Annotated in this window: 25 protein-coding genes and 1 riboswitch; of the genes, 11 read left to right on the top strand and 14 right to left on the bottom strand. The window is 67.5% G+C overall.

Annotation, left to right across the window (positions count from 1 at the left end):
• Positions 1-158 precede the first annotated feature (158 nt).
• Positions 159-2,384, top strand: coding sequence for a TonB-dependent receptor (locus tag BG61_RS06295; RefSeq protein ID WP_051672316.1), 2,226 nt, complete (start codon positions 159-161; stop codon positions 2,382-2,384).
• Between the two features lie 70 nt (positions 2,385-2,454).
• On the opposite strand, the gene BG61_RS06290 is transcribed toward BG61_RS06295, so the two are convergent.
• From BG61_RS06290 to BG61_RS06270, 5 genes are all read right to left on the bottom strand, one after another.
• Positions 2,455-3,687 (bottom strand): porin, encoded by a 1,233-nt coding sequence (locus BG61_RS06290; RefSeq protein ID WP_035930265.1) that lies wholly within the window; start codon positions 3,685-3,687, stop codon positions 2,455-2,457.
• A 642-nt stretch (positions 3,688-4,329) separates the two neighbouring features.
• A complete protein-coding gene (locus BG61_RS06285) occupies positions 4,330-4,962 on the bottom strand; it encodes a LysE family translocator (RefSeq protein WP_035930268.1) in 633 nt (210 codons plus the stop codon).
• 28 nt (positions 4,963-4,990) lie between these two features.
• Positions 4,991-5,072, bottom strand: a riboswitch (ZMP/ZTP riboswitch).
• Positions 5,073-5,171: 99 nt separating this feature from the next.
• Positions 5,172-5,495 (bottom strand): hypothetical protein, encoded by a 324-nt coding sequence (locus BG61_RS06280; RefSeq protein ID WP_232256091.1) that lies wholly within the window; start codon positions 5,493-5,495, stop codon positions 5,172-5,174.
• Between the two features lie 99 nt (positions 5,496-5,594).
• Positions 5,595-6,764, bottom strand: a complete 1,170-nt coding sequence (locus tag BG61_RS06275) for an aromatic ring-hydroxylating oxygenase subunit alpha (protein ID WP_035930271.1) — start codon at positions 6,762-6,764, stop codon at positions 5,595-5,597.
• 197 nt (positions 6,765-6,961) lie between these two features.
• Complete coding sequence (locus tag BG61_RS06270; RefSeq protein ID WP_035930273.1) at positions 6,962-7,882, bottom strand: LysR family transcriptional regulator; 921 nt, start codon at positions 7,880-7,882, stop codon at positions 6,962-6,964.
• 108 nt (positions 7,883-7,990) lie between these two features.
• Here BG61_RS06270 and BG61_RS06265 point away from each other — a divergent pair, with 108 nt between their 5' ends.
• Positions 7,991-8,926, top strand: a complete 936-nt coding sequence (locus BG61_RS06265; RefSeq protein WP_035930275.1) for a DMT family transporter — start codon at positions 7,991-7,993, stop codon at positions 8,924-8,926.
• Between the two features lie 70 nt (positions 8,927-8,996).
• Here the strand turns inward: BG61_RS06265 and BG61_RS06260 are convergent, their stop codons facing one another.
• On the bottom strand, positions 8,997-9,653 hold the full coding sequence (locus tag BG61_RS06260) for a DUF938 domain-containing protein (RefSeq protein ID WP_051672315.1): 657 nt from the start codon (positions 9,651-9,653) through the stop codon (positions 8,997-8,999).
• Positions 9,654-10,164: 511 nt separating this feature from the next.
• Between BG61_RS06260 and BG61_RS06255 the strand changes: the two genes are divergently transcribed.
• From BG61_RS06255 to BG61_RS06245, 3 genes are all read left to right on the top strand, one after another.
• Complete coding sequence (locus tag BG61_RS06255; RefSeq protein WP_035930651.1) at positions 10,165-10,716, top strand: ankyrin repeat domain-containing protein; 552 nt, start codon at positions 10,165-10,167, stop codon at positions 10,714-10,716.
• 221 nt (positions 10,717-10,937) lie between these two features.
• Positions 10,938-12,071 carry a PRC-barrel domain-containing protein gene (locus BG61_RS06250; RefSeq protein WP_129572118.1) on the top strand — a complete coding sequence of 378 codons (1,134 nt, stop codon included), beginning with the start codon at positions 10,938-10,940 and terminating at the stop codon, positions 12,069-12,071.
• A gap of 24 nt (positions 12,072-12,095) precedes the next feature.
• Positions 12,096-13,370 (top strand): MFS transporter, encoded by a 1,275-nt coding sequence (locus tag BG61_RS06245; RefSeq protein WP_035930280.1) that lies wholly within the window; start codon positions 12,096-12,098, stop codon positions 13,368-13,370.
• A gap of 16 nt (positions 13,371-13,386) precedes the next feature.
• On the opposite strand, the gene BG61_RS06240 is transcribed toward BG61_RS06245, so the two are convergent.
• Positions 13,387-14,781, bottom strand: a complete 1,395-nt coding sequence (locus BG61_RS06240) for an FAD-containing oxidoreductase (RefSeq protein ID WP_035930284.1) — start codon at positions 14,779-14,781, stop codon at positions 13,387-13,389.
• A gap of 276 nt (positions 14,782-15,057) precedes the next feature.
• On the opposite strand from BG61_RS06240, the gene BG61_RS06235 reads away from it, so the two are divergent.
• The 4 genes from BG61_RS06235 (at position 15,058) to BG61_RS06220 (ending at position 18,194) form a co-directional block, all read left to right on the top strand.
• Positions 15,058-15,594 (top strand): cytochrome b, encoded by a 537-nt coding sequence (locus BG61_RS06235; protein WP_035930285.1) that lies wholly within the window; start codon positions 15,058-15,060, stop codon positions 15,592-15,594.
• A gap of 149 nt (positions 15,595-15,743) precedes the next feature.
• Positions 15,744-15,959: a hypothetical protein gene (locus BG61_RS06230; protein WP_035930288.1), complete on the top strand. Its 216-nt coding sequence runs from the start codon at positions 15,744-15,746 to the stop codon at positions 15,957-15,959.
• A 188-nt stretch (positions 15,960-16,147) separates the two neighbouring features.
• On the top strand, positions 16,148-17,452 hold the full coding sequence (locus BG61_RS06225) for a cation:proton antiporter (protein WP_035930290.1): 1,305 nt from the start codon (positions 16,148-16,150) through the stop codon (positions 17,450-17,452).
• 166 nt (positions 17,453-17,618) lie between these two features.
• Complete coding sequence (locus BG61_RS06220; RefSeq protein WP_035930295.1) at positions 17,619-18,194, top strand: P-loop nucleotide/nucleoside kinase family protein; 576 nt, start codon at positions 17,619-17,621, stop codon at positions 18,192-18,194.
• An 82-nt stretch (positions 18,195-18,276) separates the two neighbouring features.
• Here BG61_RS06220 and BG61_RS06215 read toward each other — a convergent pair whose 3' ends face one another.
• The 3 genes from BG61_RS06215 to BG61_RS06205 form a co-directional block, all read right to left on the bottom strand.
• Positions 18,277-19,386: a saccharopine dehydrogenase family protein gene (locus BG61_RS06215; RefSeq protein WP_035930654.1), complete on the bottom strand. Its 1,110-nt coding sequence runs from the start codon at positions 19,384-19,386 to the stop codon at positions 18,277-18,279.
• Positions 19,387-19,533: 147 nt separating this feature from the next.
• Positions 19,534-19,989, bottom strand: a complete 456-nt coding sequence (locus tag BG61_RS06210; protein WP_035930297.1) for an Lrp/AsnC family transcriptional regulator — start codon at positions 19,987-19,989, stop codon at positions 19,534-19,536.
• 82 nt (positions 19,990-20,071) lie between these two features.
• Entirely contained in the window at positions 20,072-20,971 is a 900-nt protein-coding gene (locus BG61_RS06205) for a LysR family transcriptional regulator (protein ID WP_035930300.1), read from the bottom strand.
• A gap of 165 nt (positions 20,972-21,136) precedes the next feature.
• Between BG61_RS06205 and BG61_RS06200 the strand changes: the two genes are divergently transcribed.
• Positions 21,137-21,643, top strand: a complete 507-nt coding sequence (locus BG61_RS06200; protein WP_035930303.1) for a Spy/CpxP family protein refolding chaperone — start codon at positions 21,137-21,139, stop codon at positions 21,641-21,643.
• Between the two features lie 183 nt (positions 21,644-21,826).
• The gene (locus tag BG61_RS06195) at positions 21,827-22,258 is read left to right on the top strand and encodes a PGDYG domain-containing protein (protein WP_035930306.1); all 432 of its coding nucleotides are present in this window, start codon (positions 21,827-21,829) and stop codon (positions 22,256-22,258) included.
• Positions 22,259-22,270: 12 nt separating this feature from the next.
• Here the strand turns inward: BG61_RS06195 and BG61_RS06190 are convergent, their stop codons facing one another.
• The 4 genes from BG61_RS06190 to BG61_RS06175 form a co-directional block, all read right to left on the bottom strand.
• Entirely contained in the window at positions 22,271-22,636 is a 366-nt protein-coding gene (locus tag BG61_RS06190; protein WP_035930309.1) for a DUF3022 domain-containing protein, read from the bottom strand.
• A 15-nt stretch (positions 22,637-22,651) separates the two neighbouring features.
• Positions 22,652-23,458: a YhfC family intramembrane metalloprotease gene (locus BG61_RS06185; protein WP_051672314.1), complete on the bottom strand. Its 807-nt coding sequence runs from the start codon at positions 23,456-23,458 to the stop codon at positions 22,652-22,654.
• Positions 23,459-24,556, bottom strand: coding sequence for a LacI family DNA-binding transcriptional regulator (locus BG61_RS06180; protein ID WP_232256094.1), 1,098 nt, complete (start codon positions 24,554-24,556; stop codon positions 23,459-23,461).
• A 112-nt stretch (positions 24,557-24,668) separates the two neighbouring features.
• Positions 24,669-25,637, bottom strand: a complete 969-nt coding sequence (locus BG61_RS06175; RefSeq protein ID WP_035930311.1) for a 2-hydroxyacid dehydrogenase — start codon at positions 25,635-25,637, stop codon at positions 24,669-24,671.
• Between the last annotated feature and the right edge of the window lie 329 nt (positions 25,638-25,966).

Here is a 25,966-nt window from a genome sequence, read left to right as displayed (position 1 = left end):
TAGTTTTTTGCATCAAATGATAACGATTCGCATTTATCGATATAATTCGCAGCTCGCATACAAGATCCGGTAAGCAGTCTGTAAATCGGACCTGCAAGGGCCTGCGCGCGGCCGTCCGCGTGCCGGCATTGGAACTTCCGACCATTCGCCCAATTTAAATGCAAGTCTTTCAGTCGTCCCCGTTGCGCGTCGCGCTGCGCATTTCTCCGATCAACTCCGCGGTGCGCAGCGCCTTCCTGTGGGCCGCGCTGCCCCTCGCGCTCGGCGCCGGCGCGCCGGTCTTCGCGCAGACCGGTTCCGCGGACGCCGCCGCCGAAACCGCCCTGCCCGCCGTCAAGGTCACCGCGAGCGGCGAGACGGATCCGCTTCCCGGCGACTTCGCGCCCACCTACGAGGGCGGCCAGGTCGCGCGCGGCGCGCAGTTCGGCATTCTCGGCAACAAGGAGATGATCGACGTGCCGTTCAGCATGTCGAGCTACACGTCGAAACTGATGGAAGAGCAGCAGGCGCGCACGATCGACGACGTCCTCGACAACGACCCGGCCGTGCGCACCGGGTTCGGCTTCGGCAACTTTTCGCGCGTCTACATCATCCGGGGCTTTCAGCTAACCGGCGACGACATCTCGATGAACGGCCTCTACGGCATCACCCCGCGTCAGTTGGTGGCGGTCGAGGCAATCGAGCGCGTCGACGTGTTCAAGGGCGCCAATGCCTTCCTGAACGGCGCGTCGCCGACCGGTTCGGCGGTGGGCGGCGGCATCAATCTCGAACTGAAGCGCGCGCAGGACAAGCCGCTCACGCGGGTGACCGCCGACACGAGCGGCTCGGGCGAATTCGGCGCGCACGTTGACGTGGGCCGGCGCTTCGGCAGCGAAGGCCAGTTCGGCATCCGCGTGAACACCGCTTACCGCGACGGCGAGACGAGCATCGACAACGAGCACCGCCGCAACGGCGTGACGGCGGTCTCGCTCGACTACCGCGGCGACAGGCTGCGTCTCTATGGCGACTTCCTGTACCAGCGCGAGCGCATCAACGAAGGCCGCTCGGTGGTCTACGTGGCGCCCGGCAGCGCGGTGCCGGGCGCGCCGTCCGCGACCCACAACTTCGCGCAGCCGTGGACCTACAGCAACCTGGAGGACACGCTCGGCATGGTGCGCGCCGAATACGACTTCCTGCCCGCGTGGACCGCGTACGTGGCGGGCGGCGCGCATCACAGCAACGAGCACGGCGACTACTCCTCGCCGACCTTCGACAGCGTCAACGGCACCACCGCCTATCGCCTCGGCGTGCCGCGCAAGACCGACGCGCTCGCGGCCGAAGCCGGCGTGCGCGGCCATTTCGCGACCGGGCAGGTGACGCACCAGGTCGCGGCGGGCGCGGCGATCACGCATATCGAGGACCGCTCGGCCTACGATCTGTCGGCGACGTTCCCGACCGATCTCTACAACACGACGCCGGTGCCGCGCCCCCCCGCCGCGTTCTCCGCGGGCGACTTCGCCGATCCGCCCGTGACCGCCCGCACGCTGCTGAAGAGCGTGGCCGTCTCCGACACGCTCGGCCTCCTGAACGACCGCGTGCTCTTCACGATCGGTGCACGCCATCAGCAGATTCACCAGAACAACTATTCGTCGGCGACGAGCGCGCTCACCGACACCTACGACGACTCCATCACGACGCCCGTGTTCGGCCTCGTCGTGAAGCCGTGGCAGAACGTCGCTTTCTACGCGAACCGCACCGAGGCGCTTGCAAAGGGTGACACGGCGCCGACGGGCGCGGCCAACTTCGGGGATACGCTGAGCCCGTATCGCACGAAGCAGTATGAAGTCGGCGTGAAATACGACACGAACCGCTTCGGCGCGTCGTTCGCCGCGTACCAGATCGAGAAGCCGACCGCCTACGTCGACAGCGTCACGAAAATCTTCGGCACGAACGGCAATCAGCGGCACCGCGGACTGGAAGCGGCGGTATACGGCGAGCCGTACCGCGGCGTGCGGCTGATCGCGGGCGCGTCGTACATCAACGCCGAGCTTCTCGACACCGACGGCGGCGCGACGGACGGCAATCGCCCGATCGGCGTGCCGAACTTCCTGTTCAACCTCAACGCCGAATACGACGTGCCGCTCCTGACGGGCCTCACGCTCACCGCGCGCTACATCCACACGGGCAACCAGTACCTGAACGCGCAGAACACGCAGTCGATTCCGTCGTGGAACCGCTTCGACTTCGGCGCGCGCTACTCGGCGAGCGTGCTCGGCCACTACACGACGTTCCGCGCGAGCGTGCTGAACGTGACGAACAAGGCGTACTGGGCGTCGGCGATCGGCGGGTATCTGTCGCAGGGCGCGCCGCGTACGCTGCTGCTTTCGCTCACCACGGATTTCTGAACGCCCGCAGAAGTTTCACGCAAAAAAAACGGACGCCGAGGCGTCCGTTTTGTCGTTCGAGCGTCTGAAATCAGAAGCGGTGGATAATGCCGACACCCGCTGCGAACTGGCTGCGCGAGGAAGACGGCGCGGTCTGGAAGCCGTCGCCGATCGTCGCCGTCGCGCTGATCTGGCGGTTCACCGGACCCGCCGGCGTGAACGTCGGCGAGCCGAGCGTGTTGCCGTTCGCGCGCTGGTAGGCTTCCAGCGCATACAGGCCCGTGCGCTTCGAGAGCGAGTAGTACTGGGACAGGTTGAACTGGTGGTACGACGCCTCGCTCGTGATGCCGTTCGCCTTCGTCGCGCGCGTGTAGCTGTAGCCGCCCGCCAGATCCCACACCGGCGTGGCCTTCCAGTGCAGCACGGCGCCTGCCGTGTTGAAGATCGCCGTGTCGGTGAACTTCGAGTTGATGCCCGGGATGTACTGCACGTTCGAATAGGTGAACGAGACGTCCCACGCGCTGTTGAACGTGTAGCCCGCACCCACCGCGAAGCGCTGCTGCGCCTGCGCGCCCTGGTAGCCGTTGGTCACCGCCGACACGCCCGACTGGCCGCCCGAGGTGGTCGTCGAATCCGCGCCGTACACGCCGCCGCCGTTCGTCGAGTTGTTGATCCGCGTGAAGCCCACCGCCACGCCGACCGGACCTTGCGCGTATTGCAGCGCCGCGCTCCAGGTCGAGCCCTGGTAGACGCTGCCCGGCACGCCCGCGAACGAATACGAGCCGCTCGCCGTGAAACCGTAGAGCTTCGGCGTCGTATAGACGATCGAGTTGTTGGCGCGGTAGATCGTATCGAGTTCGTCGAGGTCGCCCGGGTGCGCGCCGAAGAAGCCGGTGAGCCAGTTGGTCGGGCTATACGGCGAAAGCAGCGTGTAGTACGAGGTGTACTGACGACCGGCCGTCAGCGTACCGTAAGCGGGGTTCGTCATACCGACCCATGCCTGGCGGCCGAACATCGCGTTGGCGAACTGCTGCTGGCCGTTGTTGACGTTGAAGCCCGACTCCAGCTGGAAGATCGCCTTGTTGCCGCCGCCCAGGTCTTCAGCGCCCTTCAAGCCGAAGCGGCTGCCAGCCCAGATGCCCGATGCGAGCTTGACGTTCGAGCGGCCGCCGCTCGTCGAACCGAGCGTGGTCTGGCTGCTCTGGTAGACGATCGAATCGTCGACGATACCGTACAGCGTCACGCTGCTCTGCGCGAACGCAGGCGCCGCAGTCAGCGCCGCGCCGGCAGCGATAGCCAGCCTCGTTTTGTGGTAACGCTTCATTCTTATCTCCTCTGGATGTTTTAGCGGTGTCTTTGGGCGGAATCGGTGACGGCGCGCAACGAGCCGCATCCTATTTCCCTACTCGTTGTATTTTGTTGCAAGCAAGTTTAATTGCTTACACAGGCAACGCGAAAGCTTCACCGTCAGCGAGTGTCGTTTTTTTTCACTGTCTGGTTAACCAGTATTTTCTCGGCTGGCTCCTTGAGGAAAAGGATCGCAGCCGTGCGGCTCCCGATTCGTGAGCGCACGGAAACGGGTCAAAGCGGGATGCCGCCGAAAGGGAGATGAATGAAGCGGCCCGGCTGCGCGGGCGCAATTGGCGTATCACATCGAGGTGCGCATCAAGGTGTGCAGCACGTCGTCAGGATATCGTAAGGTTTGGCGCAAATAGTGGTTCGGTGCGCGAGCCGGCGCCGCGTCGCGACGCCGGCTCGCATGTGCTGCTTCATTGCCGCTTCGACGCGTCCTTCTTCAGCTTCTTCGCTTCCTTCTTTTCCTTCGGCGTCTTGCTGGCTACTTTCTTTTCTGTCTTCTTGGCGTCGTGACTTTTGCTCATGATGAGCTCCCCTGTATCGTAGAGTTCACATATTGCACGACCCGGCGCCGTTTGGCACACGAACATGCATTGCGAGCCGCACAAGGTTATCGCCGGGCCTCGGTCGCCATGCGCACGGCGAGGCCGGCGAGCACGGTGCCCATGAGCCAGCGCTGCGCGACGAGCCACAGCGGCCGGCCGGCGAGAAACGCAGCGATCGATCCCGCCATGACCGCGATCACCGCGTTGACGCTCACGCTGATCACGATCTGCAGCGTGCCGAGCGCAAGCGACTGCGCGAGCACGCTCCCGTGTCCCGGCACGATGAACTGCGGCAGGAGCGACAGATACATCACCGCGATCTTCGGATTGAAGAGGTTCGTGACGAAGCCCATTGCGAAGAGCCTGCGCGGGCTGTCGACGGGAAGCTCGCGCACCTCGAACGGCGATCGCCCGCCGGGCCGCAGCGCCTGCCACGCGAGATAGAGCAGATAGAGCGCACCGCCGAAGCGCAGGGCGTCGTAGGCATAGGGAACGGCGAAGAGCAGCGCCGTGATGCCGAGCGCCGCGCACAGCATGTAGACGACGAAGCCGAGCGCCACGCCGCCAAGCGACACGAGACCGGCGCGGCGGCCCTGGCAGATGGATCGGGAGATGAGGTAGACCATGTTCGGTCCCGGCGTCAGGACCATTCCCAGCGCGACGAAACCAAAGGCGAGGAGATTCGGGATATCGGGCATGGCATTTCTCCGTGGAAACGGTTGGGAAATGAAATGCCCAGGCGCGCGGCGATTGAAGTTCACGCTCCCCGATGGTGGTCCATCTCGCGGCGCCAGTCACGTGAACCGGTTTGATTATTTCATGCTCCGGGGCGCCGCTGCAAACGGGCGCGCCGGAGCGGCGTCAGGGTGCTGCGTGCTCGATGCCTGCTCGATGCCCGCCTGAAGGGCTACTGGTCGATGCGCGCCCGCAGTTCGCGCGCCGTCTCGAGCAATCCTTCGTAGCCGGAGCGCGCGTGCGCGGGCAGATCCGGATCGCCGACGAGCGTCCCGAGCGTCTCGATGAGGCTGTACAGAATGCCTTTCGCCGCACCCGCCGCCATGTCGCCCGAGGTGTAGGAATCGTCGACGTGCGTGAGGGCAGCATCGAAATGCTCGATGCCTGGCTGCACCCCTTCGCCTGCCACTCCACCCGCCGCCTCACCTGCCCCTGCGCCCGTGTCTTTGCCGGCCGGTGTCGTCGGCCGGGGTTCGTCATTCGAGTCGCGTGTCATGATGGCAAACCTCTTCCGTGTAAAGCATGCTACCTGTATAACGCCAAGCCGCGCTTCGCGCCAGTGGGCCCTGCCCCGATCAGGCGCGCCGCGCGCCGCTCACGACGCCGACAGGTCCGTGAGTGGCTGGATCAGATGCACGCGGCGCGAGTCGGGGCCGGCGTGCGCGGATGCGTCGCGAGGCGGCGCGCCGCGCTCGACGAGCAGCGCGCGCAGCTCGTTGATCACCGGAAACACCTCGTGATTGTGATCGGCGCCCTGCCGGTCGTGCGCTTCCTGCTCACGCTCGACGATCCACCGGTCCTCCTTGAAGATGCGCTCGGTAAACCAGACGAGCAGCGGCCACGCGGCATCGAGCAGCGGCCCGATCTTCGGGCGGCGGATCGACAAGAGACCGAACGTGCGGTTGGTGCGCTGCTCGCGATCGAGCGGCACATAGGCGATCCACAGGTCCATCACCATCGTCTCGTCCTTCGTGCAGATCTTGAGCGTCTGGTACGGGTAGGCGGTGCGGATCGTCATCACGTCCTTGTTGCCGTCGTCGGGCCGCGTGCCGCGCTTCTGGCCGAAAACGAGCGCCTCGCCGATCGGCTGCTTGCCCGCCTCGCGCGCGAACGTGTAGTCCACTTCGACCCAGTCCTCGCCGCGCCGGCGCCCGAGCGAGCGGGCACGCATGCTCCCCATCTGCCGGCGGTGCAGGAACTGATGGTTCATGTCCATCAGGTTCTCGTGCATGAACGTGTAGTGGCACTTCACTTCGCGGCCGAAGCGGCGCGTCTTGTAGGCCTTGTCGCTTGCGGAGCCGAGGTCGGGGAACTTCGCCTCGGCGGCGAGCAGCGGGTCGCCGGGGAACACGAAGATGAGCCCCGCCTCCTCGCGGCACGGATACGAGCGCACGCCGTTGGGCAGGCGCTCGCGGCCGAGGTACGGCACGTCGGTGCAGCGGCCGGTGCAATCGTAGGTCCAGCCGTGATAGCAGCACCGGATGGATTCGCCGTCGACGACACCCGCGTGCAGCGGCACCTGCCGGTGCGCGCAGCGGTCCTCGAGCGCGAACACGCGGCCCGACTCGGTGCGCACGAGCACGATCGGGTCGCCCGCGAAGCGCACGCCGTGCGCCTTGCCGCGCTTCACTTCGCGCGACCACGCAAGCGGGTACCAGTGATCGGGGTGGATGTCGACGCGGCGCAGGTCGCGCGTTGTCCTTTGCGTCGGGACGTCGTTGGAACCGCCTTCCTGCTGCGCCTGCTGCGGCAACGCTGCGTGCATGTACGATGCCTCCGGATGAGGTGATCGGTTGAATAGCCGCGACGTGCGCGGCCTGGTGAACGATCATTCGCAGTCTACACGGCGACAGGCGGTTTCGGCGCACCCCGGCGAATGGGGACTTAACGCGATTGACTGCGCAGATGAATGCGGTTCATGCGCCATGGCCGGGGCTTCTTCGAGCCCGCTTCTTCCCCGGGCTATGCGGGTGCGCCGAGGCGCTCCGCCAGAAAGTCGATGAACGCGCGCACCTTCGGCGGCAGGAAGCGGTTCGGCGGATAGAGCAGCCAGACCGGCCCCTGATAGGCCCGCGCCTCCATGTCCCAGTCTTCGAGCACGCGGCGAATCGTCCCGGCGCCGAGCGCTTCGCGCGCCGCGAACTCCGGCAGCGTCGCGATGCCCAGGCCGCGCTCGGCGGCTTCGAGCCGCGCGCCCGCGTGATTCGCGACGTAACGCCCTTTCACCGTCACGCTCGCCGTCTCGCTGCCGCGCCTGAAGCGCCAGCGATTGTCGTCGGCGGATTCGCCCAGATACATGCAGTCATGCTGCGCGAGCTCGCGCGGATGCCGCGGCACGCCGCGCCCGCGCAGATACGCGCCCGACGCGCACAGCATCCACTGCACCTCGCCCAGGCGGCGCGCGGCGAGGCCCTGCGGCGGCGCATCGGTCAGGCGGATCACGAGATCGAGACCGCTTTCGATCGGATCGACTTCGCGGTCGGAGAACAGCAGTTGCACGTCGACTTCGGCGTACGCGCGCAGGAAATCCGGCACAAGCGGATGGATCACCGACTTCGCATACGCCGAAGGCGCGCTGACGCTCACGAGCCCCTGTGGCCGCTCGGCGAGTTGCCCGGCCGCATCCACGGCGCCCGAGGCCGCCGCCGCCATGTCGCGGCAATGGCGATACACCTGATAGCCGGACTCCGTCACGCGCACGCGCCGCGTCGAGCGTTCCAGAAGGCGCGTCGCGAGCGCCTCCTCGAGGCGCTTGATCTGCCGGCTCACAGTGGACGGCGTGCTGCCGAGCTGGCGCGCGGCGACCGAAAAGTTGCCCGCATCGACGACACGCGCGAACACCGCCATGTCGGGCAAGAGCGCAAAAAGATCGGACGGGTTCATTTGTGCGCGGCAAGCATAAAGGCTGTGCACGCGAACCCGATTATCGCGAACCGCGCATCATTCGACAATACCGGCCTGCGCACTCTTTCGCCACGCCGGAGCTCATACATGCACGCCACGCCCCCTTCGAAGCGCCTGCTTTTCCTGTCCGACCTGATGCTGCTCGCGGTTGCCGTCGTGTGGGGCAGCAGTTACGGCGTCGTGAAGGAAGCGCTCGTCTACTACCCTGCGCTCGCGCTGCTCGCGTTGCGCTTCGGCATCACGTTCGTCCTGCTCGCGCCGAGCCTGCGCGCCGTGCGCCACGCCGATGCCGCCACCCTGCGCGGCGTGCTCGGCGCCGGCACGCTGCTGCTCGCCATCTTTCTCGCCGAAACCTTCGGCGTGATGCTCACGCGTGCGGCGAACGCGGCGTTCCTGATCAGCCTGTGCGTGGTGCTGACGCCGCTCGTCGAATGGGCGCTGCTCAGGCGCCGGCCGAGCCGCATCGAGTGGCTCGCGGTGGCGGTGTCGCTCGCGGGCGCGTGGCTGCTCGCAGGCGACGGCGCGCTCGTCTTCAATCCCGGCGATGCGCTCATCCTGCTTGCCGCCCTCCTGCGTGCGCTGCACGTGTGCGTGGTGAAGCGCGTGACGCGCTCATCCGCCCTGCCCGCGCTTGCGGTGACGGCGTTGCAGTCGGGCGTCGTCGCGCTCGGCAGCGCGGCGGTCGCGCTTGTCTTCGCGCCCGCGCAACTGCGGCACGTGCCGGCGCTCGCCGGGCACGGCCTCTTCTGGGGATCCGTGATCTATCTGGTGCTCGCCTGCACGCTCTTCGCCTTCTTCGCGCAGAACTTCGCCATCAAGCGCAGCAGCCCGACGCGCGTCGGGCTGCTGATGGGCAGCGAACCGGCGTTCGGCGCGCTCTTTGCAAGCGTGTGGCTGGGCGAAGCGGTATCGGCGGCCGGATGGATCGGCGGTGGATTGATCGTGGCGGCGTCGCTGATGGCGACCGTGCCGTGGCGCCGGGCGTTCGGAGCCGGCGAGCCGGCTTCGGGGGCGCGGGCGTGAGTGGAACCGAGCGGGCTTCGCGAGCGCGGGCGCTGGCAGGACGGAGCGGACGCCTCTGCGGCACCCTCCCTCACGCCGACGCCGCGTCCTTGCGAAACACCAGACTGAAGTTGTTTGCGGGCATCGGCACGACTTCCTCCATCGACAGCCCCGCCTCCGTTCCGAGCGCCTCCACGTCTTCCATGTCGCGCACGCCCCAGCGCGGGTCGGTGGCGCGCAGTTGCGCGTCGAAGGCTTCGTTGCTCGGCGCCGTGTGCGCCCGGTTGCGCCGGTACGGGCCATACAGATAAAGTACGCCGCCCGCAGCGAGCCGCTCGCCCGCGCCGCGAAAGAGGGCCTGCGCCGCTTCCCACGGCGCGATGTGAATCATGTTGATGCAGACGACGGCCGCGACCTCGCCGATGCCCCAGTCGGCGGAACGGACGTCGAGCGCAAGCGGCGCCCTCAGGTTCGCGAGCCGCTCGTGTGTGCGCCACGCGGCGATCGATTCGCGCGATGCGGCATCCGGATCGCTCGGCTGCCAGACGATGCCCGGCAACGCAGCGGCGCAGTGCGCCGCGTGCTGGCCGGTGCCGCTCGCAATTTCCAGCACGACGCCGCCTGGCGGCAGCACGCGCGACAGCACGGCGAGAATCGCATCGCGGTTGCGCGTGGCCGCGGGCGCGATGCGCCGCGCGGCGGCGTCCGTGTCTGCGGCCGGGGCGGCGTTGGGGTCGGCGTCGGTCATGATGAGTTGCGTTCCTCGAGCGGGGCGTTGAATTGCGCCGAGCGTAAGGGCGTGCGCCGGCCCTCGTCAAGCGAGTTACTTGCGTCGAGCGCATCAGGCGCATCGAACATGTCGGGCGCGACACGCCGTTGCAACGCTCCATGCCCCGCGTTGGCGCGAATCGTGCTGCTGCGGTGTGCTGCCGCGTGACGTGCGATGCCCCTTGCGGCCGGACGCCGAGTCCGACGGCGTGCCGGGCAGCGGCGCCGCAGGCCGTCGACGCATTGCGCTTCGTCACCGCAAGCGGGCGCTGCGCCGCATGCCCGGCCGCTGTCGCGCAGCGATGTCCTGGCGCCTTCTGACGGGCGCATCGCGCCGCGCTCCGGCCACGCGCGCGGGCCGCCCGGGCGCGTGGCGCGGGCAAACCTGTGTATCCTTCGAACTGCGCTGCCGAGGCGCCCCTGCAGGCGGGACCGAAGCAAGGGCGCGAACGAAGGCGCGCTGGACCACGCAGCCAATATGGAGCGAACTGATGAACGACCCGGACAACGGAAAGAACGAAGGACCCGACGACGAACTGATCGCTTTCGCAAGCGAAGTCTTCGACGTCGCCCGCCGCGGCGACGCCGCGATGCTCGACGCGCTCCTCGGCAAGGGCCTGCCGCCGAACCTGCGCAACGACCGCGGCGACACCCTCGTGATGCTCGCGAGCTACCACGGCCATGCCGACGCGGTGCGCGTGCTGCTCGAACACAAGGCCGACCCGGACATGCGCAACGACAACGGCCAGACGCCGATCGCGGGCGCGGCCTTCAAGGGCTTCAGGCCGGTGATCGAGGTGCTGCTCGAACACGGCGCCGACGTCGAAGGCGCGTCGCCCGACGGCCGCACGGCGCTCATGGTCGCGGCGATGTTCAACCGCGTCGAGCTGGTCGATTATCTGATCGCGCACGGAGCGAATCCCGACGCACGCGATGCGAACGGCTATTCCGCCCGCGACGCCGCCGAAAAGATGGGCGCGCCCGACACCGTGGCCCGGCTCGTCGCGGCAACCGAGGCACGCACGCGCCCGCCCGGCGTCTGACGCGCGGCACGCTCCCCCACGACTCTCGAATATCAATCCGTCCCGATGAGCCGCCTCTCGCGTCACGCGCGTCACGAGCGTTACGCAAAGCGCCTTCCTCCGGGGCGATCTGACCCAAGCAGGTGGCCTGGAAACATGGAGCTTTTGTGATGAATGGCGGTGTCCCGCGTCGAGGTCTCCCACCCCGAGGTTCGTTACCCCTCGCGCTTCTGGCCACGCTCATGGCCACGCTCCGGGCCATGCGTCTGGCCGCGCTCTGGGCCGCGCGTCTGGCTGCGCTTCTGGCCTCGCTTCTGGCCATTCTCGCGAGCAGCCTTCCCGTGCGATGCCGGCTCCGGTTTCTCGCGCGCTCTGTCGCGCCGCTCGCGGTCATGGCGGCGCTTTCCGCGTGCAGCCTGATCCCGCAGCAGACCCCGGCGCCGATCGTCGAGCACTCGTTCGTGCCGTCGCCGAGCGAAGCGGAATCCGCCGATGCCGAAGAGCCGTCGTCGGCGGTGGTCGCCGTCGAGCCGGCCTCCGAGGTCAAGGCGCCGCGCCCGCAGAAGCCCAAGCGCCGCATCGTCAAGCCGAAGCCGCGCGAGCCCGTGGTCACGCCGCCGCCCGAGGAGCCGCCGCCTCCTCCGCCGCCGCAGATCATCTCCACCCGCATCCTCCAGCACGATCAGCTGCACGGCCTGCTCGACAGCGAAGTGCAGCGCCCGGACGGCAAGGTGATCGGGCGGGCAGTGGATGTGTATGTCGATACCGCGGCCAAGCCGAAGATGATGCTGGTCAACCTGTCGGGGTTTCTCGGCGTGGGCGACCGCAAGGTCATCTTCCCGTGGACGGCGTTTCGCTTCAGCCCCGCGTCGAAAACCGCCCCGATCACGCTCAACCTGCCGCAGCCCGCGGCCGGCAAGTCGCGGCCCGCGGACCCCGCGCCCAAGCCGCAGCCGGTGAAGGACCTGCCGCCGAATCTCACGCAGCTCGTCGACTCGACGGTCGTGCAGCCGAGCGGCGCGCGCATCGGCCGCGTGGTGGACGTGCTGATCGACTCGCAGGCGCAGCCGCAGGCGCTCGTCGTGGACCTGAGCAGCTCGCTCGCCGGCGACAAGCGCCACGTGGCGGCGAACTGGGCGGACCTGCACATCGTATCGAGGAACAAGACACCGACGCTGCAAATGGATTTCACCGACGCCCAGCTCAAGGCTTCACCCACGTACGGGTCCGATCAACCCATCAAGATCGTTTCTCCTGTCGTCCCCGCGCCCGCGCCTGCCGCCGCCGCATCGCCTGCCGCCGTCTCGTCCGGTGCCGTCGCGGCCGGCCCGGTGGCATCGGGCAGCGCGGCTTCAGGCGCGCGCCCTTCCAGATAACGACAACGATATCGATCCAGAACAATGGTAATTGCACGAAGTCTTCGCGCGCTCGACTGGCTGAACTTTTTCGTCGCCAACGTGCAGACCGGCTTCGGCCCCTTCATCGCCTCGTACCTCGCGGCCAACAAGTGGACGCAGGGCGAAATCGGCCTGATGCTCTCCGTCGGCACGATCAGCGCGATGGCGAGCCAGCTGCCGGCGGGTGCGCTCGTCGATGCGATGCGCAACAAGAAGTTCGCCGCCGCGTCCGCGATCGTCGCGATCATCGCGAGCGCGCTCTTTCTCGCGGCAAGCCCGACGTTCGTGCCCGTGTTCGCGGCCGAAGTGCTGCACGGCTTCGCGAGCTGCATGCTCGTGCCCGCCATGGCGGCGATTTCGTACGCGCTCGTCTCGCGCGCCGATCTCGGCGACCGGCTCGGGCGCAACGCGCGCTGGGCGTCGATCGGCAGCGCCCTCACGGCCGCGCTGATGGGCGTGTTCGGCGAGTATTTCTCGCTGCGCTCGGTGTTCTTCCTCACCGCCGCGCTCGCGCTGCCGGCGCTCGTCGCGCTCTCCATGATCCATCACGAGATGCCGCCCGCCCCGCCGCGCAGAAAGTTCTGGGGCAAGGACGCGAAGGCTTCGCGGGAGGCGGCGAAGGCACAAAAGCGGCTCACGCCCGAAGGCGAGGAACGCGAAACGCTGCGCGAGCTGCTCCAGGACAGGCGGCTTCTGATCTTCGCGGGCTGCGTGGTGCTGTTCCACCTGTCGAACGCGGCGATGCTCAATCTCGCCGCGGGCGAAGTGACTGCGCACATGGGCGACAACGTTCAACTCGTGATCGCGGCGTGCATCATCGTGCCGCAGTTCATCGTCGCGGCGCTCTCGCCGTGGGTCGGGCGGCAGGCGCAGCGCTGGGGGCGGCGGCCGGTGCTGATCCTCGGCTTTTGCGCGCTGCCGGTGCGCGCCCTGCTCTTCGCTGGCGTGAGCAGCCCGTACCTGCTCGTGCCGGTGCAGATGCTCGACGGCATCAGCGCGGCGGTGTTCGGCGTGATGCTGCCGCTCATCGCCGCCGACGTGGCGGGCGGCAAGGGCCACTACAACCTGACGATCGGCTTCTTCGGGCTCGCGGCGGGCATCGGCGCCACGCTCAGCACGGCGGCCGCAGGCTTCGCCGCCGACCGCTTCGGCACGGCGATGAGCTTCTTCGGGCTCGCGGGCGCGGGCGCGCTCGCGGTCGCGCTGGTGTGGCTCGCGATGCCGGAGACGCGCGAAGCCGCGCCGAAGAAGGAGGCGGAGCCCGCCGTCGAGGTGTAGGACGCCCGCGTGCGCGCTACTTGAGCGGCCGCAGCATGCCGAGCAGCGTGGGAATCAGTTCACTCACGGTCGGATGGATGTGCATCGCGTGCTGCAGCGTGGTGTACGGCGCGCCGGCGTTCATGATGTCGACGAAGGTGTGGATCGCCTCGTCGCCTTCAATGCCGAGGATCGCCGCGCCGAGAATCTGCTTCGTCTTCGCATCGACGAGCGCTTTCATGAAGCCGTCCGTCTCGCCGCGCTCGCGCGCCCGGCCGACCCGCGACATCGGCATCGTCGCGATCAGCGCCTCGCGGCCGCCCGCGCGCACTTCCGTCTCGCTCATGCCGACCCGCGCGTACGGCGGATCGACGAACACGGCGTACGCCATGATCCGCGTGTCGACGCTGCGCGCCTCGCCGTCGAGCAGGTTCGCCGCGATGATCTCGAAGTCGTTGTACGACGTATGCGTGAAGGCGCCTCGCCCGTTCACGTCGCCGAGCGCCCAGACGCCCTCCACCGCGGTGCGCAGCTCGCCGTCCACGTCGATCAGCCCGTGCCGGTTCAGCGCGATGCCCGCCGCGTCGAGCCCGAGGTCGTCGGTGTTCGGCGTGCGGCCGGTGGCAAAGAGCAGATGCGACGCGTCGAGCGAGTCCTCCTTCAAATGGATGCGCACGCCGCTGGCCGCCTGCGACGCGAGCGGCTCGACACGCGTCGGCTCGCCGCCGAAGCGGAACTCGACGCCCTCGCGCGCGAGCACCGTCTGGATGCCCTCCGCGAAATCGGCGTCCTCGCGCGCGAGCACGCGCTTGCCGCGCACGAGCACCGTCACCCGGCTGCCGAAGCGGCGGAACATCTGCGCGAATTCGAGCGCGATATAGCTCGCGCCGACGATCACGAGATGCTCCGGCAGCTCGGCCAGCTCGAGCAGGGTCGAATTGGTCAGATAGGAAATTGCGCCGATGCCTTCGATGTCCGGCACCGCCGGGCGCGTGCCGGTGTTGATGAAGATCTCGTCGGCGTCGAAGTCGTTCACGCTGCCGTCGTGGCCCTGCACGCGGATCGAATGCGCGCCGGTGAAACGGCCGTGCCCCTTGAAGACGGTGACGTTCGGCGTGCCGCGCAGCCACGCTTCGATGCCGGTGCGCGAGGCGCCGCTCACTTCGTCCTTGCGCGCCTTCACGCGCGCCATGTCGACCCGCATTTCCCCGCCCACGATCACGCCGTAGTCCGCCGCGTGCCGCACCACATGCGCCGCCCGGGCGCTTGCCACATAGGTCTTGGTCGGCGTGCAGCCGACGTTCACGCACGTGCCGCCGAACAGATGCCGCTCGATGACGGCGGTGCGCCGCCCGCTTTGCGCGAGGCGCACCGCGAGCGGCGATCCGCCTTGTCCCGTGCCGATCACGACCGCGTCGAAATGCTGTGACATCGAAACCTCCCGCGTAGGAATTCCGGTGGAGAAGTCGTCCTGCAACCTGTCGCGCTGCAATTGCCGTCGGTCAAGCCTGAATGCCTGCCGTCCTGCGGTTTCGCCATCTTACGCGCGCTCGCCGCGGCTTGCGCGCACCGGCTTTTTTCATGCCGCCGGAATAAACGGCCCGCTTTGCCCGTTCCACTTCGATGACCGGAACGCCCGCGCGGAGCGCACTTTCCCGCCGCCGGGACGATTCGACCCCGTGAGAAACGCCCCCACCAGGAGCAGCGAGTGCAGGCAACCACCACCTCCGACACCGGCCGTTATTCCCGACCCGCCGTCCTGCTTCACTGGGCGATGGCGCTCGTGATCGCCCTCGGCTACCTGGCGATCGAAATGCGCGGCCCCAAGGGCAGCGAAAGCCGTGTGTTCTGGACGGGCGTGCATCTCTGGTGCGGGTCGCTCGTGCTGGCGCTTGCCGTGCTGAGGATTCTGTGGCGCCTGTGGCGCGGGGCGCCGCCCGAAATCGCGGCGGCGCGCGTCGCGACGTTCCTCGCGCGCCTCGTGCACGTCGCGCTCTATGTGTTCATCGTCGCGCAGCCGCTCCTCGGCATCCTGATGCTCAACACCGGCGGGCATCCGCTCGTGCTGCCGGGCGTGGGCGTGCCCGTCACGCTCGTCGGCGCCGATCCGCTCGCGCGCACGGTGATCCACCGGGCGCACGTGCTCGTCGGCAATTTCTTTTACTTCGTGATCGGGCTGCACGCGCTCGCCGCGATCGGGCATCACGTCGTGTTCCGCGACGCGACGCTGCGGCGGATGCTGTGACGCAGCGTGACCGCCAGGCCGCCGGTGAGCAGCCGGTCCGCCGATAAGGATCGCGCATCGGCGCTCATTAGCTTGTGCGAAAGCCTTGTTTCACGCGGCGCCTGCCTGCCGATAAGCTCATTCACACAGTCAACGGAGGTGAACCGGGCATGCATTACAAGGGTTATGAAGTGGCGCCGGCGGCACAGGCGCTTCCGAGCGGCCTCTATGCGGCCAATCTGACCATCAGGGAAAAGGCGACTCCCGTGAGGCGCGCGTACGCCTTCGACGCGCTCGACTACTTCTTCGACGCCGAGCACGCCATCGCCTATGCGGCGCGCTGGGCGCGCATGTGGATCGACGACAGGCGAGGACACCGGCGCTGATCCCGCCTGCTTCGTTGCGGCCATCCTCCCGGCCCGTCCTCCCCGCACAACTCAGCGCGCCCGCCAGGGGCGCCTTGCCTCTTTTCCCGTCTGCGGCCGTCGACGGGCATGCCTCGTGCTACCCTCGTTTGACCTTCCGGCCCCTTTCGAGCCAGCGCCGGCCATCTTCCCAAGCAGACAGGTTTCCATTGACCGAAACGATGTGGTATCTCGTCGTTGGCGGTGTACTCATCTTGATGGGACTTGCCAGTTCGACGTTCAAGCACCTGCCGATCAGCACCGCGATGTGCTACCTCGCGATCGGCATCGCGCTCGGCCCGGCGGGCGCCGGGCTGCTCTCCCTCGATCTCGCGGCCGACGCCACCGTGCTGCGCCGCATTACCGAAGTCGCGATGCTCGTGTCGCTCTTCGCGATCGGCCTGCGCCTGCGCGTGCCGCCGACCGACCGCATCTGGCTGCTGCCGATCCGCCTCGGCTTCTTCGCGATGGTGCTCACCGTCGCCGCGATGACGCTCGTCTGCGTCTACGTGCTCGGCTTCGCGTGGGGTCCGTCGCTGCTCGTCGCGGCGATGCTCGCGCCGACCGACCCCGTGCTCGCCCACGACGTGCAGGTCGAAAGCCCCGGCGACGTCGACCTGCTGCGCTTCTCGCTGACGGGCGAAGGCGGCCTGAACGACGGCATCGCGCTGCCGTTCGCGCTGCTCGGCATCGCGGTGTGCAACTACGAGGCGTCGCCCGGGCACGCGCACTCGTGGGCGTTCGCGGGCGAGGCGCTGTGGGGTGTCGCCGGCGCGCTCGCGAGCGGGTGGCTCCTCGGGGACCTCTCGGTGCGCCTCGTCGCCTTCCTGCGCACGCGCCACGGCCAGGCGCTCGGCCCCGAGGGTTTCTACGCGCTCGGACTGATCGCGCTGTCGTACGGCGTGGCCGAGCTGATCCACACGTACGCGTTTCTCGCGGTGTTCGCGGCCGGGCTCGCGATGCGCCGCGTCGAGCAAAAGGCGAGCGGCGCCAAGTCGCCGCGCGAGGCGGTCGGCACGATCGATTCGGAGGACGTCGGCGCGACCGCGTCGGACCCCGAGCGCGCCCATGCGTTCATGGCCGAGCGCGTGCTCGGCTTCACGATCGAACTGGAGCGCATCGCCGAGGTCGCCATCATGCTGATCGTGGGCGCCGTACTCGGCTCCATCTGGCGGGACCTGTTCACGTGGCAGGCCGGGGCGCTGATCGCCGCGCTCTTCGTGCTCGTGCGGCCCGTGGCGGTCGAGGCTTCGCTGGCAGGCTCGATGGCGAGCGCCTCGCAGCGCCGGCTGATGAGCTGGTTCGGCATTCGTGGCGTCGGCTCGTTCTATTACCTGATGTACGCGCTCGAGCACGCGCCGAAGAGCGCCGCGGCGCCGCTGGTCCCGCTCGTGATCGCGGTGATCGCGGCGTCGGTGATCGTGCACGGCATCACCTCGACGCCGCTGATGAAATGGTACGGCGGCGGACGGTGACGCACGCCCGGACCGCTTGCGCGGATCGCGGCCTGCCTGCAAGATCGGGGGCTCCGGTCGATGGCTCGCCGCGCGCCTGGAGACAGGGCGCATCCATCGCAACACCGGCTTTCGCCGAAGCGGCGCAACTCGAGGGACGACGCGGGATCACGAGAGACGACAACGCATGACGCATCTGGTCTTCTTCTGCGGCCACGCGGGCACCGGCAAGACCACGCTCGCGAAGCGCCTGTTCGCGCCGCTGATGCGCGCGAGCGGCAAGCCTTTCTGCCTGCTCGACAAGGACACGCTCTACGGCCGCTACAGCGCCGCCGCGGTGGGCGCGCTGACGGGCGATCCGAACGACCGCGACAGCCCGCTCTTCCTGCAGCACCTGCGCGACCCGGAGTACGGCTCGCTCATCGACACGGCCCGCGAGAACCTCGGGCTCGGCGTGAGCGTGGTCGTAGTCGCCCCGCTTTCGCGCGAGGTCCGCGAAGGACGGCTCTTCGACCACGGATGGCTCGGCATCGGTCGCGACGTGACGATCCGCGTCGTGTGGGTGCATGTGCCGGAGGATGTCGCGCACGCGCGCATCATGGCGCGCGCCGATCCGGTCGATGCGTACAAGCTCGCCCACTGGGACGAATACCGCCAGCGCCGTTTCGTGCCCGGCGGCGACGCGAGCCGCGAGCTGCTGATGTTCGACAACTCGGCGCCGCCGCCCGGTGCGTATGACGAATTGATCGGCCGCATCCTCTAGCGGGCCAACGAAAAAACGAAAAAGGCGCCGCGGCGCCTTTTTCGTCTCTCAGGAAGGTTCGGGGTCTCTCGCCCCGGACTCATCAGGCCGCGGCAAGCCGCCGCGTCGACTTCAGCACGCTCTCACCCTCATACAGACGCCCGAAGCGGTTTGCCAGGAACGCATCGAGCGGCACCTGCTCCTGCCGGATGAATCCGCTTTGCGGCAGCACGCCTTCACGGAACAGGTCGAGTTCCGCGCATACCGCGCCGGCGGTGGTGATCTGGATCGCGCTCATCGGCACGCCGCACACCTCCTTCGCGAAGATCTTGCGCGTGAACACGTCCTGCACGAGCTGGCCGCGGCGCATGCCCGTTACGGTGACGAAGATCAGCACGACGTCCTGCGCCGTCGACGGCACCGCGCGCTTCAGCATCGCCTTCAGGCCGTCGCGATCGGTCGACATGCGCAGGTCGTCGAGCAGGAATTTCATCAGGTCGCGATGGCCGGGATAGCGCACCGACTTGTAGTCGAGTGTCTCGACCTTGCCCGCGAGCGTCTCGCACAGCGTGCCGAGCCCGCCCGACGTGTTGAACGCCTCGTACTCGGTGCCGTCGAGCGAGAAGTGCTCGACGCCTTCGAGCGGCTGGACCCACTGCGTGCGGCCCTCGCGGATCGCCTCGCACGGCTGGCAATACTCGTTGATGAGGCCGTCGATGCTCCACGTCAGGTTGTATTTCAGCGCATTGGTGGGAAATTCCGGCAGGGCGCCGACACGCATCTTCACTTCGCGCACGTCGTCGAGACGCTTCGCCAGGTCGTGCGCGACGATGCCGATGAAGCCCGGCGCGAGGCCGCACTGCGGCATGAACGCCTGCGCGGAATCGTCGGCGATCGCGCGGATCGCGTGGGTCGCGCGCACGTCCTCGGTCAGGTCGAAATAGTGGACGCCGGCCGCCTTCGCCGCCGCCGCGACATTGATCGCGAGGTAGTACGGCAGCGCGTTGACGAGGGCGTCGAAACCCTGCAGCGCGTTGCGAAGCGCCGTGGTGTCGGCGGAATCGACGCGGCGTGTCTCGATGCCCTGCGCGTCGATGAGCGCGAGCGCGAGGTCGTCGCGATCGAACGCGACCACCTCGAAATCCCCCGTTTCACGCAGCAGGTGGGCAATGCTTTGACCGATGAGTCCGGCGCCGACGAGGGCAACTTTCATGTTCATCTCCTTGTTGTGCAGTCAGGGCGTCATACCTTCATGCCTCAAGTTTAGGAGCGCGCGAATATTGATCCTAGACACAAAATGATGCGTATCGACGACGAATTTCGTCGTTTAGACGAGCAAAGGCTGCAAAACGTCGAAATGCTAGCCGCCGCGGTCGATCTTGCGCGCGAGGATGATCGACGTGGTCGTGCGATCGACGCCTTCCAGCGCGCCGATTTCGTCGAGCAGGTCGTTCAGCCTGTCGGGCGAATCGGCGCGCAGCCACGCGACATAGTCGAACTCGCCGCTCACCGCGCAGAGCAGCTGGATCTCCGGCATCTTCGCGAAGCGCTTTTGCAGGTCGCGGCCGTATTTCGGCGCGAGCTTGATGCCGACATAGGCCTGGATGCTCGCGTCGAGCACGTCCTGCCCGAGCCGCACGCCGTAGCCCGCGATCACGTTGTTCTTTTCGAGCCGCGCGATGCGGGCGATGACGGTCGTGCGCGCGACGCCGAGCTGGCGCGCGAGGTTCGCCACGCTCTCTCGCGCGTTCATTTGCAGCAGCGCGACGAGGTTGCGGTCGATGTCGTCGAGTTGATCGAGGCGCGGCGGTCTCATGCGGGCGTCGTCCTGTTGTTGTTTTCGATGCCGCGATTATCGCGCAGGGCTTGCCTCGGGCAACGCGGGTTCGATGGAAACGTCAGACCCCCAGCCGCCGGACCATGAAATCCACGAACGTGGTGAGCTTGGGCGTCGCGCGCCGGTCGCGCGGGTAGATCAGATGCGCAGGCGAAGGCTCCGGCAGGAACGCGTCGAGCACCGCCACGAGCGCGCCGCTCGCAAGCTCCTCGGCGACGAGCGCGTGCGGCTGCAGCACGAGCCCGAAACCCGCGAGCGCCGCCTTCTTCAGCGCCTGCCCGTTGTTCGCGCGAAAGCGCGCCGACTGCTCCCGGTCGTCCTGCGCGCCCGGCGCGTCGCCTTCGAGCCGCCAGAGCGCCTCCCGGCCGCCGTGCATGAAGCCGAGGCACTCGTGGCCCGCGAGGTCGGCGGGCGTGAGCGGCGTGCCCGCCCGCGCGAGGTACGACGGCGCCGCGCACGCGGTCATCGCGTACGGCTTGAGCGGCCGCGCGACGAAACTCAAATCCGGCAGCGTGGCAAGCGACCCGATCCGCACCGCGGCATCGAACCGTTCCTCCACCAGATCCACGAGGCGGTTCGACAGGTCCAGCTCGACGCTCACTTCCGGATACGCCGACAGAAACCCGGTGACCACCGGCGTGACGAGCTGCACCCCATAGGTGAGCGGCACCGACAGGCGCAGCAGTCCGCGCGGCGCCGTGCTCATCGCTTCGGCGAGTGCGTCGGCGTCGTTCACGTCCGCGAGGATGCGCCGGCAGCGCTCGTAATATTCGCGGCCGATTTCGGTGAGGCTCTGGCGGCGCGTCGTGCGCACGATGAGGCGCGCGCCGAGCCGCGCCTCCAGCGCCTGCAGATGCTTGCCCGCCATCGGCGCCGAGATGCCGAAGCGCTGCGCCGCCGCGCTCAGGCTGCCCGCTTCGACCACTTCCACGAAAACCTGCATGCTCAGCAAGGTGTCCACCGCGATTTTTTCCCAGACGTATCGGTTGTAAGCAGTTGTGGCATTACGCGGTGTAAGCCGCGCAATCGTGATACTAATATCGCGTTTCAAGCGTAGCCGGGCGTGCTCAGGGCATCACGTCTCATGCACGGCTCGCCAATTTCCAATCGACCGAAGGTGTCCCGAATGAAGAAAACACTCGTTGCATTCGCAGCGGCGTTCGCTGTGAGCGCAGCTTTTGCCCAGGCTTCCGCACCGGTCGCGGCGCCGGCTTCCGGCGCGTCGGCGCCCGCTGCCACCCGGCACGAGGCGCGCGTCGAACAGCGCGTCGCGGAACTGCATTCGAACCTGAAGATCACGCCGCAGCAGGAAGACCAGTGGTCGAAATTCGCCGCCGTCATGCGCGAGAACGCCCACACGATGGGCGACCTGTATCGCCAGCGCGTCTCGCAGTACAACACGATGACCGCGCTCCAGAACATGCAGCAATACGAGCAGATCACCCAGGCCAACGCGGAAGGCACGAAGCGTCTCGTCGAGGCTTTCGAACCGCTTTACGCGAGCTTTACGCCCGAGCAGAAGAAACTTGCGGACACGAACTTCCGCGAAAGCGACCGGCCGACGGGACGCAAGGGCGGACGCCATCATCCGCGCGCCGCGGCGCCCGATGCGGCATCGACGACGAAGCCGTAACTCGCCCGATCTGACCGCGCGCAGCCAACAACGCCCGCATCGCCCGATGCGGGCGTTTTTTCGTGTGACGCCCCATATCACCGCACGCTGCTGGTTGCCGCCGTGTAGCCACACCGCCGTACCGCGTGCAGAATGGCGCAATTGCCGTTACCATCGCGAACCTCCAACCTGCCCCGCACAGCCATGACCGCACTGTCCAATCTCGATCTGAGCCGTGACCCGCAAGCGCTCGCGGTCGTCAAGGACGAAACCGTCGCGGTGGAGTTCGCCGCCGTCGCGGGCGAGCTGATGAGTCTCGAAGGCCCGAATCGCTACCAGCGCGGCGACGCGCTCGTCACGGGCGCCGGCGGCGAGCGCTGGGTCGTCTCGCGCGAGCGCTTCGATGCGAAGTATCTGCCGCAGCCGGGCGTCGCCCAAGGCGAGCCGGGTGCGTACCGCAACCGCCCGGTGATCGTGCTCGCGAAGGAAATGCCGCATGCTTTCTCGATTGCCCGCTCAGCGGCCGGCGACGTGCTGACCGGCGCGGCCGGCGACTGGGTGATGCAATACGCGCCGGGCGATTACGGCGTCGTGAAAGCCGCGCGCTTCGCGAAGGTCTACCGGCGCGCCGGCTGACGACGCCCGCTCTCAGGCGAAATCGTCGCCCATTTCGATCTCGACGGAACGCGGCACGGCCTCGCCGTTCGCATAGGCTTCCTCGAGCGACCCGAGCATCGCCTCCACATACGCGCGCAGCACCGCGTAGCTGCGCGCATGCATGCGCGCGGGCGTTCCCCGGTAGCGCGCAAGCGCCGCGGGATCGAAGCGCACCTCGATCGAGATGCGGCGCGCGGTCGAGCCGAAACGCATCGCGATGTAGTGAATGACGAGCGAAGTCCTGCCCTCGTCGTCGATGCGCTCGGCAAACTGCGTCTGCTCGGGAAAGAGATCGCTGATGACGTGCGCGAGCATGTCGATGTCGGCGCTCGGGCAATCGTACTGGTAGTCGTCCATGGGCTTCAGTGGCTTTCAGATGGATGTCGTGGGCGCGCCGCGCCCGCCGCCGCTGCGGAAATACCGCACGAGCGCACGCACGACGATCAGGCCGAACACGAGATAGACCGCATCGGCGGCGACGAGCGGAATGAGGCGCGCCTGGAAAAGCGCCGCCGGCACGCCGATCAGCGCGTGCGCCGCGATCATGAACGGCAGCGTGTAGCGAAAGCGCTCGCGCAGCATCTGCCACATCAGCACCGAAAACCCGATCTGGAACACGAAGGCCGCCACGCGCTCCACGAGAAACAGTGCCGCGTACTGCGGCGACAGGCTGCCGAGAATCAGGTGCAGACGCATCAGCGCGTCGAGCGGCACGCTGGCGAAGTGCTCGTCGAGTTCGTTGCGGTTCGCGAGCACCGCGTACACGATCCATTGCGCCTGGACCAGCACGCCCGCGAGCCACGCCTCCGCCCCGCCGTGACCGATGCCGTAGCCGAGCGCCGTGCCACGGCGCTCAAGCGTCTGCGGGTGCCGCGAAACGAGCCACTTCATCGCGAGATAGCGCCCCACCTCCTCGCAGACGCCTGCCGCCAGCGCGGCGTACGCGACGAACGCTGCGGGATTCGCGAGCCAGGCGGCCGTCGTCGCGTTGCTCAGCACGAAGCCGTGCAGCCCGCGCTCGATCACCATCGAAAAGAGCGCGAACACCGCGATGCCCAGGATCACCTCGCGCCGCTCGAACCCGAAGCGCGGCTTCAGCTTCCAGAAGAGCACGACCGGCAACACGGCGACCAGAAGCGTGGCGATCGTGAGGCATGCGAGCGTCGTTACGCTGACCATTCAGTTTCCCTTGTAAGTGTCGCGCCGCGTGGACGCGCGCGCGACGAGTTCGCCCGGCAACAGGCATTCGCGCGCCGGCATGCGCGCGCCTTCGAGCCGCTCGTGCAGGAACTGCACCGCGCGCCGGCCGATGTCGTAGGTCGGCTGACGCACCGTCGTCATGCCGGCGAGCTCGGCCCATTCCGAGTCGTCGATCGACATCAGCGCGACGCGCTGCTGCCAGTCCGCGCCGTAGCGCTCCTTCAGATGAAGCGCTACGCGCAGCGCAACCGGCCCGTTGGCCGCGAACAGCGCGACGCGCTTCGTGCGGCTTTCTTCCCGTGCCATTGCCGGTGCGCTCGCCTGCGCCGCGCCGAGATGCGCATCGATCGCGGCGAGCGCCGGGGCCGCATCGCCGAGTTCGAGCACGACCGTCGATCCGCGCGCGCCGAGGGCTGCGATCGTGTCACGAAACGCCGCTTCGCGCACGCGGCGCGAACTCACGCGCGTGAACGGCTGCACGATGAACAGCACGTCGTCGAAACCCTGCTCGACGAGATGGCGCGTCGCGAGCGCGACGGCGCCGGGATTGTCGAGGCCGACCATGTCGGTGACGAGGCCCTCCACCGAGCGGTCGACCAGCACGACCGGAACGCCCCCCTGCGCGAACGTCTGCAGCAGTTCTTCCTTCACGCCGAGCGCGTTCACGATCACGCCTTCGACGCGGTATGTCGTCAGCAGTTGCAGATAGCGGCGCTCCATGTCGATCTCGTTCGCCGCGTGGCAGATGAGCGGCATGTAGCCGAGCGCATGGCACGCCGCCTCGACACCCTGGAGCACTTCGACCGAATACGGGTTCGTCAGGTCGGCGATCAGCATGCCGACGAGCCGGTTGCGCCCGCGCTTGAGCCCGCGCGCCATCTGGTTCGGACGATAGTCCAGCTTCACGATCGCCGCTTCGATGCGCTCGCGCAATTCCGGCGAGAGCACGCTCAGCTCGCCGTTCAGATAGCGCGAAATGCTGGTCTTGCCGGTGCCCGCCTCGCGCGCGACGTCCGTGATCGTCGCGCGGCGGGGGGCAGACGCGTGCAGTTTCATCGACGTGAGATCTTCGGACATGGTGCCTTCATCATGCTTCGGGGACAAAAAAGCGCGCCACGGCGCGCTCTTTCCAGAAAGTCCGGGCAGCGGCATCTTAACGCACGCGGCGCCCGTCGAGCGGCCGCGCCGCTCAGCGCTTCACCGCCTGCGGATTCACGATGTTGCCGGCGAGCGTTCCGTCGAGCGCGCCGATCAGGTTTTCCGCCGCGTTGCGGCTCATCGCGTGGCGCGTCTCGTGGGTCGCCGATCCGATGTGCGGCAGGGCCACGACGTTCTTCATCGAGAGCAGCGGCGAGTCCGCGGCGAGCGGCTCCTGCTCGAACACGTCGAGGCCCGCGCCGAGAATCGTGCCGTTTCGCAGCGCCTCGATGAGCGCGGCTTCGTCGACGGTCGGTCCGCGCGACGCGTTGATCAGGATCGCGCTTCTTTTCATCGTCTTGAGTTGCGCTGCCCCGATCATGCCGTGCGTCTCGGGCGTGAGCGGCACCTGCAGGCAGACGAAATCCGACTTCGCGAGCAACTCGTCGAGTTCGACGCGTCGTGCGCCAAATTCGTTCTCCGCCTGCGCATTCGGATGGCGGTTCGTGTAGAGCACGTTCATCCGGAAGCCGAGCGCCGCGCGCCGCGCGACCGCCCCGCCGATGCGTCCCAGACCGACGATGCCGAGCGTCTTGCCCTGCACGTCGACGCCGAAGCAGGCCTCGCCGATGCTCGCCTTCCAGTTGCCCGCCTTGACCCACTCGGCCATTTCGACGACGCGCCTGGCGCTTGCCAGGATCAGCGCGAAGACGGTGTCGGCGGTGGATTCGGTCAGCACGTCCGGCGTGTGGGTGAGCACGATGCCGCGGCGCGTGAGATCGTCGACGTCGAAGTTGTCGAAGCCTACCGAGATTGTCGAGAGTGCTTTCAGGCGGGTCGCGCCTTCGAGCATGTCGGGGGAGATTCGGATGCTCGCGCCGATCGCGCCGTCCGCGTCCTTCAATGCGGCGACGAGCGCGTCGCGGTTCTTGCCATCCACCTCTGCGACCTCGGCACGCTCGGTCAGGTACGAGAGCACATCGGCAGGCAGCGCCTTGTACACGACGATCTTTCTTTTCATCTTTTCCTCGGGTTACTCGTTTGCTGTTCTTGCTCACGCTTCGTTGCCAGCGTCGGCTCATTTTTACACCGTTTGATGCGCTTGTGCCTTCATGAAACCTGTTTTGTTATCGGTCTGTTGGCTTCGTCCCTCTCGCGAGGCGGCACTTGCTCGGTCGCTGGCGCTTGGGTTCGGGGTTTTGTCGAACCGTCTGATGCGCTTGCGCTCCTGTGAAACTTGTATTGGCTTCGGTTTGTTAGCTTCGCCCCTCGCGCGGGGCGGCACTTGCTCGACCGCTGGCGCTTGGGGTCGGTGTTTTGTCAAACCGTCTGATGCGCTTGCGCTCCTAT

Origin of the sequence: Caballeronia glathei (assembly GCF_000698595.1) — a bacterium.
Lineage (GTDB): Bacteria > Pseudomonadota > Gammaproteobacteria > Burkholderiales > Burkholderiaceae > Caballeronia > Caballeronia glathei.
This window is presented reverse-complemented; position numbering and strand designations above follow the sequence as displayed.

Bases quoted from the DNA above. Each gene is read 5' to 3' on its own strand.
- BG61_RS06295 (WP_051672316.1), top strand. From the start codon at position 159: ATGCAAGTCTTTCAGTCGTCCCCGTTGCGCGTCGCGCTGCGCATTTCT.
- BG61_RS06290 (WP_035930265.1), bottom strand. From the start codon at position 3,687: ATGAAGCGTTACCACAAAACGAGGCTGGCTATCGCTGCCGGCGCGGCG.
- BG61_RS06285 (WP_035930268.1), bottom strand. From the start codon at position 4,962: ATGCCCGATATCCCGAATCTCCTCGCCTTTGGTTTCGTCGCGCTGGGA.
- BG61_RS06280 (WP_232256091.1), bottom strand. From the start codon at position 5,495: ATGACACGCGACTCGAATGACGAACCCCGGCCGACGACACCGGCCGGC.
- BG61_RS06275 (WP_035930271.1), bottom strand. From the start codon at position 6,764: ATGCACGCAGCGTTGCCGCAGCAGGCGCAGCAGGAAGGCGGTTCCAAC.
- BG61_RS06270 (WP_035930273.1), bottom strand. From the start codon at position 7,882: ATGAACCCGTCCGATCTTTTTGCGCTCTTGCCCGACATGGCGGTGTTC.
- BG61_RS06265 (WP_035930275.1), top strand. From the start codon at position 7,991: ATGCACGCCACGCCCCCTTCGAAGCGCCTGCTTTTCCTGTCCGACCTG.
- BG61_RS06260 (WP_051672315.1), bottom strand. From the start codon at position 9,653: ATGACCGACGCCGACCCCAACGCCGCCCCGGCCGCAGACACGGACGCC.
- BG61_RS06255 (WP_035930651.1), top strand. From the start codon at position 10,165: ATGAACGACCCGGACAACGGAAAGAACGAAGGACCCGACGACGAACTG.
- BG61_RS06250 (WP_129572118.1), top strand. From the start codon at position 10,938: ATGGCCACGCTCCGGGCCATGCGTCTGGCCGCGCTCTGGGCCGCGCGT.
- BG61_RS06245 (WP_035930280.1), top strand. From the start codon at position 12,096: ATGGTAATTGCACGAAGTCTTCGCGCGCTCGACTGGCTGAACTTTTTC.
- BG61_RS06240 (WP_035930284.1), bottom strand. From the start codon at position 14,781: ATGTCACAGCATTTCGACGCGGTCGTGATCGGCACGGGACAAGGCGGA.
- BG61_RS06230 (WP_035930288.1), top strand. From the start codon at position 15,744: ATGCATTACAAGGGTTATGAAGTGGCGCCGGCGGCACAGGCGCTTCCG.
- BG61_RS06220 (WP_035930295.1), top strand. From the start codon at position 17,619: ATGACGCATCTGGTCTTCTTCTGCGGCCACGCGGGCACCGGCAAGACC.
- BG61_RS06215 (WP_035930654.1), bottom strand. From the start codon at position 19,386: ATGAAAGTTGCCCTCGTCGGCGCCGGACTCATCGGTCAAAGCATTGCC.
- BG61_RS06210 (WP_035930297.1), bottom strand. From the start codon at position 19,989: ATGAGACCGCCGCGCCTCGATCAACTCGACGACATCGACCGCAACCTC.
- BG61_RS06200 (WP_035930303.1), top strand. From the start codon at position 21,137: ATGAAGAAAACACTCGTTGCATTCGCAGCGGCGTTCGCTGTGAGCGCA.
- BG61_RS06195 (WP_035930306.1), top strand. From the start codon at position 21,827: ATGACCGCACTGTCCAATCTCGATCTGAGCCGTGACCCGCAAGCGCTC.
- BG61_RS06190 (WP_035930309.1), bottom strand. From the start codon at position 22,636: ATGGACGACTACCAGTACGATTGCCCGAGCGCCGACATCGACATGCTC.
- BG61_RS06185 (WP_051672314.1), bottom strand. From the start codon at position 23,458: ATGGTCAGCGTAACGACGCTCGCATGCCTCACGATCGCCACGCTTCTG.
- BG61_RS06180 (WP_232256094.1), bottom strand. From the start codon at position 24,556: ATGTCCGAAGATCTCACGTCGATGAAACTGCACGCGTCTGCCCCCCGC.
- BG61_RS06175 (WP_035930311.1), bottom strand. From the start codon at position 25,637: ATGAAAAGAAAGATCGTCGTGTACAAGGCGCTGCCTGCCGATGTGCTC.